Here is a 7892-nt window from a genome sequence, read left to right as displayed (position 1 = left end):
CCCGCCCCCCCCCCCCCGGCCGGTCAGCGTCCGTCGGTGACGACCTGGTTCGCGGGAATCCAGTAGCCGGCCAGCTCCTCCGAGACGATCCGCAGCATCGACCGGCCGTTGACCATCGACCTGCGGTCGAACTGCAGGCTGTGCGCCTCGGAGTACTTCAGCGTCTTGAGCGTGCCGGCGGTTCCGTTGGTGCCGAACTCGATCGCCTCGGCGGAGGCGTCCGCGGCGATCGTCAGTGTGCGCGGCACCTGGTAGGTGACGGGCAGGTGCTCACCGCGCAGGAACACCCTCGGGTAGGCCTCCCCGATCCAGTAGCCCTTGTACGCCCCGGCGGCGATCCGGTACCAGACGCCCGCGCCCTTGATCCGCCGCCGGATGTCGATGGGCGCCTGGGTGGCCTTGGCGAAGGTGACCTTCTTCGAGCCGAGGATCTTGTCCTGCTGGGCCTTGTCGTAGTTACCGTCCGCCTTCGTGCCCACCTTGTACAACGTGTGCGCGCCTGCGGCGATGGCGATCATGGATCCGGTCTTCACGCCCGGCGGCGGGAAGTCCTCGATCAGCATGTCCAGCTGGTGGGCGAAGACCGCGCTGCTGGTGTGCCAGTGCATCTGCTGCCACAGGGCGATGTGGTGGTGGTGATAGGTGACCGCCGGGATCCGGTGGGTCTGGCAGTAGTACGAGTACCAGCGCGGGTTGCGCAGCAGGGAGAAGTACCGGGCCATGGTCGTGCAGGCACCGTCGTACAGCTGGGCCGCCAGCTCGTTGCCGGTCAGCTGGACGTAGTCCCAGAGACCGAACATGGCGAAGATCATGCCGTTGTACGTGTAGTCGCCCGTACCGGCCGTCTTGAACGGATACTCCTGGATCCACAGGTAGCCCGCCTTGTCCTTGTTCACCACCCACGGCGCGGCGTTGTCACCGCGCAGCAGTGAGGCGAAGGCACCATCGGCAGCCGTCCTGTACAGCACCTTCTCGTCCTCGGTGAGCCCGTCCTGTAACCCCGCGAGCTGGGCGAAGAGGCTGATGGCCTCACCCTGGGCCATGCCGGAGTACCAGGGAGCCTTGTAGGCGACGCCGCTGTGCTCGGCGTTCGTGAGGTTGAAGGGGTAGGGGAAGTACCAGGCGCCACGCGTCACGACGCGCTTGGCGATCAGCCGGTCGGCCTGGGCCCTGGCGCGCTTGAGGAAGGTGGCCTTGCGGGTGGGGTCCTTCTCGACGCGGTAGCTGGTGATACAGCCGAGCGCGAACTGGATTTGGCCGACCGGGTGGTCGTAGACCTTGCCGTCTGCGGCGTAGTACATGTACACGCCGTTGGCATCGAGGTGGTAAGTCCCTGTGGAGAGGTTCGCGTTCGCCCAGGTGGTGGGACGGTTCCGCCACGGCCGTAGGGCCTCCGGCAGATCCGGGGCGATCTTGTAGCCGGCCTTGTTGAATTCGAACGGCAGCGAGGTCGGAACGTCCGTCTCGACCGGCGTGCCACCGGTGTACGGGATGCGCGTGCCCGGGTTCGGCGCGCTGACCGTGCCCCCGTCCAGCGGGTCCGGCAGCGGCGGTACGGGTATCGACTCCGCGGCACCCTGCGGCAGGCTCAGCGCAAGCGAGCGCGGCATGTTCGCGAACGGGTCGGGCGTGGGCGACTCGAAGACGCCGGTCGCCATGGCGGTGAAGGTTCCGCCCCCCACGACGGCGGCGCCGGCGGCGGTGCCTCCGGCCAGCCGTATGAACCGTCTGCGACCTACCTCTGCGCGCCTCTTTCCTGTCATGAATCAGGTCCCCCCCAGGGCATCGATCTTCAGATGTGTGGAGTTCACGTGAGGTGCGTGAGGCTCCGTAGCGGTAAGGAGAAGTTCAACTGAACGGTGAGCGGGTGGAGTTGGGGCATAACGGTGGGGCAGGGGACATTTGACGAGGGCTGAGGGGATTCTGTGATGGAACTGTGACAAGGTGAAGCGCTTAGTGGCGGATTTATGCTGCTTACTTGTCGCAAATCAGGTCACCAGTGCGGTGATGCTCGGCTGCACCATCCAGTTCGACAGCCATGTCTTGCCGTAGATGTGGTCGCGCAGTCGGACCGCGCTGTTGCGCAAGGCCGGTGCGCGCCGAGTTGCGCGTGCACCGGCTTTTGTTGGTGATTGTGTGCGGTTTTGTCAGTTGCAGGGCTTGGCGATCCTCATCGGTGCGTAGGGCCAGCTGGTGGCGGGGGCGCTCCAGCCTGCGACGCCGCCCTTGAAGGTCGCGTCGAGGATGGACCAGTTCCAGGTCCGGGTCTGGACGGTGCCGTTCTGCTGGCGCAGGGCGGCCAGGTCGTCGTGGCCGTCACCGTTGAAGTCGCCGGTGTGGGGGACGGCTTGGTCCCAGTCGGGAGAGCCGGTTACCGCCAGGACGTGGGGGCACTGAAGGGTCCTGTGACGCCTGTAAGGAAGGTGTGGGTGTGGATGGTGCCGTCGCCCTGGCCCATAGAAGACGGTGATGTCGTCGGCGTGCCCCACCGGGCGCGTAGAGGCCACTGTTATGTCTCCGCAGTTCCGCGATGAACAACCGGCCTCCGGCCCGCGTCAGAGCTCCCAAGGGAGCCGGCTCAGGCCGCACCCAGATCGTCGGCCGTGCCCGGTACCGCGGGGCCGTATTGCTCAGGGAGTGCCGCGTTGACGATCTCCACTGCCTGTCGGGGTGATTCCACCGTGGCGATCGTCTCCATGGTTTCCGGCCACATCACCACGTAACCTCCGGACAGCAGAGGCCGGATGCACGGGGCGTCCCTTGTGAACGGATAGCCGGTGGTCCGGCTCAGGAGCAGGTCGTGATGGCTGAGGTAAGGGAACAGCCCGGCAAGCTTCGGGAAACGAAGGGCCTCCTCGGCGAGGCGCCGGGCCTCGGCCTGATCACTCCTTAGCAGCAAGGCCCACTTGGCCTCGACCTCTCTGCCCTCCTCATATGCCTCGGAAATCTCCCCAATCTCCATGAACGGATACCTGGCACCCAGTTCCCGCAGCCGCGCGCCGGAAGCCCAGAGCGAGGCCGCGGCGATCACCTCGTCCAGGTCCTCCGACTTGCCTCCGGCGAGCTCCACGCCGCGCGACCAGATCCGGGCCAGAAAGACCCTACGGGCCCCGCCAAGGGAGATCTGCAGGTCTCCCCCGGAGGCCGGGACCGTGGCGTACAACTGCCGCTGCCTGCCCTCAGGGGCGCGTACGGAGGCGAGCGGAGTGCCCAACTCCTTCGAGCGGGTGCGCATACGCTCCGCCAGGCCGTTCCCGGAGAAAAGATCGGGATACAGGCGGTCGTCCGGCCTCTTCTCCGCAAGCGTTACATCCGCCTGCTCGTTGCGTGTCATCGCCCCTGCTCCACGTGTGCCCGCCACTCCCCGTTCTTGCCAGTAATGCGGCCGACGCCGACGTCTCCGCCTCCCGCAAGGCGCGCCGTGGGCACCACTGCGCTGCATCCTGGCGGTGCGCCCGTCAAGTCGGCGTCCCCATCCTCCATGAGTCGATCTGTTCACTGCGTAAAGGGGCCGAAGGCCGGATGACCACTCGGGAAGTCGCAGGGGAAGATCGGTGTACTGAAGGAGCCGGTAAGTAGGTCCAGCACCACCCCCGGTGACGGCCTGTGCAGGACCTCGAAGGAAAGCTGGCCGGCCTCGACGATGATCGTGGGCCACGAGTCCGGTTCGCCGGCAGGGATCCAGAACAGCCAGTCGGCATTCGCAGTTCCGCCCCACTGGATCAACTCCTCGGGTCCCACACCGAATTCACTCAGTCGAGCCCTCAAGGCCGGGATCCTCTTTCCGGCGAGGATCCCGGTCGAGCGTGCGGTGCAGTCGGAGATCTCCAGGTACATGTTTCCGACACCGACCCCGTAGACGGTCAGGAGGCCGTCAAAACAGCCGACACCGTAGACGCGCACCATCTCGGCGTGCGACTTGGGAAGTCCGGCCCACCCCTCCGCCCGCGGCGGACGCATCACGGGCGGAGGGCAGAGAGCAGTGAGTCGCGATAGATCGTTCATGGGCAGGGGCTCAGTCCTCGCCCGGGGGCAGCCGCTCTCCATCGGGTGAATCGCTGCCCTGCGGACGGGGAGCCAGGAGTTCACTCGCCGCGGCCACGGCCGCCTCGATGGATGCGTACTCCCTCCCCTGGCTGGACTCCCCGGACTGCTGGACGCGGTAGCCCCCGTCCTGCAAGGAGATGCGAACGGCGCCCTCACGGTCGGTGAACGACCGGGACAGCTGGAGGGACCGATGACTCAGGTCGGGGAAGTACGAGCGAAGCACAGGGTCCCGATGGGCGGCGTCGACCAGGTCCCGGTCGTCGCAGAATTCCGGCGCGCTGCGAAGCCAGTCCCACTGAGCGGCAATCGGGTCCGGGCTCGCCAGAACCCGGGCGAGTTCAGTGACCCGCATGAAGGGGTACCTTGCGCTCAGGGAATCGTACGACGCCCCTCCTTTCCAGTGCGCCGCCACCTCCACGACCTGGGACAGCTCTGCTGTCATGCCGTCGGCGATCTGGAGCCAGTCCTGCGCAATGTGCACCGCGAAGCGCCTTTTATTCACGGCGGGACTCACAGTGACGCTGCCCCTTCCCGTGTCAGCGCAAATGTGTAGTCGGCGAAAACCGCTTTGGATCGAGTGTCGATCTGGCCTGTATCCAAGCCGCCGGCCTCGGCGGCAGCCTGGAGAGCAGGTACGAGGCCCCCGCTTGCGACAAGGTCTGGATAGTGACGTGTATCCACTCCCTCGAAAGGGCGGGGTTCGTCCGTCGTGTCAGACATGAGCGACCAGTCACCTCCTTGGATCGGAGCAGGAACAGTAGGGATCGGCATTCTCGAAGAACGACCTGGGCCGGGCCGTCACGGGTTCGCCAGCCGGGCGGGAGCGGCCTTTCTGTCCCCGGGAGCCAGGTGAGCGGGAGGTGAGCGTCCGGGGAGAGTGGCTCGTTCCCGTCCCCCCGGACGCGGTGTTCACTTGGCCGGCGGGGCGGGCAGCTTGGTGCCCTGGAATTCCGGGGCGTCGGCCGCGGCGCGCATCGCGCTGAGCGAAGAGGTCTGCTCGACCTCGTAGATGCGGGTCTGGTTGTCGGAGGTACGGAAGGTGTAGGCCCAGGTCGGGCCGGTGGTGTTGCTGTAGGTGAAGGCGATCGGCTCGGTGGCCGAGGCCTCGTCGGTCACCTGATCCCAGGTGCGCCAGACACCGCTGCCCTGGGTGGTCTCGCCGGTGTTGTAGATGGTGCCGTCGGTGCCGCGGACGACGATCTCCGTGAGGCCGGTCAGCGGGGAGATGACGGCGCTGGGGGAGCCCTGCGCCGTGATCCCGGCGGCGGTCTCCCAGGTTCCGTACGCCCCGCCCTCGGCGGACTGGGCGGTGGTGACCACGTTGCCGTTCGTATCCGTGGCGAAGACGCGTATGCGGTAGCCGGGGTAGACGACGACGGACGGCGTGCCGGTGATGGCCTGGGTGCCGAGGGCGGTCCACACCGAGAGCGTGCCGTCCTCCTTGAAGAGGGCGGTGGACAGGGTGCCGTCGGCCTTCCTGCCGAAGAGCTGGATGCCGTCGCGCACGGTGAGGGCGGTGAGGGGGCTGGTGAAGCCGGTGCCGGAGAGTGGTATCCAACCCATGAAGTTGTTGTTCGGCACGTTCTCAAGGCGGTACCACGGCACACCGTTGGCGTCCGCTGCGAACTGCACCAGCACTCCCGAGGGTGTCTTCCCCGTGACGGCGTGCTGCTGCATCGCGCCTGCCAAGTCCCTCCAGGCGGCCCAGTCGGTACTGGACTTCGCGGCCTGGTCGCGCTGCCAGACGCCGGCGGAGGTGTTGTGGGCAGTGACGACGACGCGACCATCGGTGTGCTCGGCGAGCGAGGGCCGGCCGGTGAAGGCTTCCTGGCCCGAGATCACCGTCCACTGGGCGCCGTTGATGTTGGCCGAGTTGGTGCGACCGTGGACCAGCCGACCGATGTTGTCTGTGTAGGCGAGCTCCAGCTTGCCGTCCGACGCCTGCATGACGACGTTCGGTGTGTACGACTCCAGCGGCAGCGGCGTCGCCGCGGGCGTGTGGTTCGCGACAAGACTGCAGTTGTCCGGCTTGGACGTGACGTCGGGGAAGTTCTGCCAGCCGGCGGCCGCCACTTGCTTCGCCAGTACGGGCCAGGCACCGGTGTTCTCGTCGTAGCGGTAGTACACCGCGGCGCCGGACGTCTGCACGGCCACGACGGTGTCGCCACCGCCGGCGGTGATGGTCTTGAAGTTGCCCCATCCCGCGGATCCGACAAGGACGTGGCGCTCGATCCAGCGCTGGCTGGTGACGTCGTAACGGGAACGGTAGAGCCTGCCGTCGGGCGCCCGACCGTAGAGAACGCCCGAGTCACCGGCGGTGATCAGGTTGTAGCGGTCCCACCCTTTGTCCAGGACCCTCAGCGACCGCAGGCCCTCGATCGAGGCGTCGTAGCGGTAGGCGTACAGCTGGCCCAGGTTGTCCGCGACCCACAGCCAGCCGGACCGGTCGACAGTGGCCTGTTCACGGTGCGCCGCGTTCGACAGCCATCCGAGGGAGGTGCTGACGCGCTTCGGGGCGACGTCCCAGGTGCCGGATTCCGTGCGGTGCGCGTAGTAGGTGCCGTCCGACTTGAACGCGTAGAACTGCCCGTCCGGGCCGGCGAGTACCCTCCCGTATGCCCCCCAGCCCGTGCCCGCCTTCTGGTAAGCGGAGAAGGTCGAACCGGCCAGCGGATTGGCCATCGTGTATTGAAGGAGCTCACCGGCCGCGTTGGTGACGTAGGTACGGCCGTTGGCCGGGCAGGTCGCCGAATCGACGGCGTGTGCCGTGCCCGGCGCCGCGACGAGCAGTGGCAGGGCGGCCGCTGCGGCCGCTGTCACGGAGGTCAGCCGGCCGACTCTGCGGTGTGGAATGAATGCCATATGGATTCGTCGTGTCCTTCCGTCGAACAAGGCGCCCCAGGGCAGCCTGTTTCGTGGCTTCCGGCGGAAGCCCCCCCTGTGAGCTCGAGCCGTAAGTGGCCGTCAGGAAGCCTAAGTTGGGCTTCGATGGAGGATGATCACGATGGGATAACACTCAGGTGGATGGACTGGCCAATGAGTCGACAAAGAGCCCGACGAACAGTCAGGCTCCCATCTGATTATTCGTTCGTCCTGTGGGGGGACTGTGCCGGCGTACCGGAGACTCGCGCGCAAGTTATTGATGCCCAGACTTCTGCGTTCTCGTTGGGGCAAGGCCATCGCGCTCGCCGTGACGGCGGTCATCGCCTTCGGTTCACTCGCCGTCGGCGGGGCGGGGTTCCCGCTCTTCCCGGAGAAGCCGGCCGCCGCCAAGGGCCCCGGCCAGCGCTGGGGCAGTGCCGAGGGGCTCAGCCACTTCGCGGATGGCCCGCGCAACGACGAGGCGCCGCGGTCCCTGCGCGCCAAGTACCCGCTGAAGAGCCCGCCCGCCGCCCGGCCCACGGTCCGGAAGAACGCGGTCGAGGTCAGCACGCCGGCTCCCGCGCCGGTCAAGGGCTACGACCGCAGGACGAGCAAGGAGATCGTCGCGGAGCGGGACGCCCACAGCCGGACCTACACCAACGAGGACGGCACCCGCACCAGCGAGATCTCCACCGACCCGATCAACTACCGGGACCAGCACGGGACCTGGCGGCCCATCGACAGCGCGCTGGTGGAGCAGACCGGCGGCTGGGCGAACGCCGCCGACTCCGTGGCCCTGCGCTTCGCCGGCCGGGCCGACGCCGCGGAGCTCGCCTCCGTCACCCTGCCGTCCGGTGAGTCCTTCGGCTACGGGCTGAGCGGCGCCGCCGCCGTGGCCGGCACGGCGGATGGTGCCCGCGTCGCTTACCAGCAGGTGCTTCCCGAGACCGACCTCTGGCTCGACTCGCAGGCCGGCGGCGTCA

The 7892-nt window shown here is 67.4% G+C and carries 7 protein-coding genes; 1 reads left to right on the top strand and 6 read right to left on the bottom strand.

Features of this window, described 5'->3' with window-relative positions:
- Window positions 1–23 precede the first annotated feature (23 nt).
- The 6 genes from ALMP_RS42595 to ALMP_RS42570 all read right to left on the bottom strand — a co-directional run bounded on the left by ALMP_RS42595 (window position 24) and on the right by ALMP_RS42570 (window position 6867).
- Entirely contained in the window at window positions 24–1658 is a 1635-nt protein-coding gene (locus ALMP_RS42595) for a D-glucuronyl C5-epimerase family protein (RefSeq protein ID WP_264937421.1), read from the bottom strand.
- Window positions 1659–2147: 489 nt separating this feature from the next.
- Window positions 2148–2507, bottom strand: coding sequence for an FG-GAP repeat protein (locus ALMP_RS42590; RefSeq protein WP_264937420.1), 360 nt, complete (start codon window positions 2505–2507; stop codon window positions 2148–2150).
- Between the two features lie 71 nt (window positions 2508–2578).
- A complete protein-coding gene (locus tag ALMP_RS42585) occupies window positions 2579–3334 on the bottom strand; it encodes a DUF6193 family natural product biosynthesis protein (protein ID WP_264937419.1) in 756 nt (251 codons plus the stop codon).
- A 161-nt stretch (window positions 3335–3495) separates the two neighbouring features.
- Complete coding sequence (locus ALMP_RS42580) at window positions 3496–3963, bottom strand: hypothetical protein (RefSeq protein WP_375803624.1); 468 nt, start codon at window positions 3961–3963, stop codon at window positions 3496–3498.
- Window positions 3964–4015: 52 nt separating this feature from the next.
- The gene (locus ALMP_RS42575) at window positions 4016–4528 is read right to left on the bottom strand and encodes a DUF6193 family natural product biosynthesis protein (protein WP_264937418.1); all 513 of its coding nucleotides are present in this window, start codon (window positions 4526–4528) and stop codon (window positions 4016–4018) included.
- A gap of 428 nt (window positions 4529–4956) precedes the next feature.
- Window positions 4957–6867, bottom strand: coding sequence for a tachylectin-related carbohydrate-binding protein (locus ALMP_RS42570; RefSeq protein WP_264937416.1), 1911 nt, complete (start codon window positions 6865–6867; stop codon window positions 4957–4959).
- Window positions 6868–7189: 322 nt separating this feature from the next.
- Between ALMP_RS42570 and ALMP_RS42565 the strand changes: the two genes are divergently transcribed.
- The coding region (locus ALMP_RS42565; RefSeq protein ID WP_264937415.1) for a hypothetical protein at window positions 7190–7892 on the top strand (703 nt) is incomplete at its 3' end.

Source organism: Streptomyces sp. A012304, from assembly GCF_026008495.1.
GTDB lineage: Bacteria > Actinomycetota > Actinomycetes > Streptomycetales > Streptomycetaceae > Streptomyces.
This window is presented reverse-complemented; position numbering and strand designations above follow the sequence as displayed.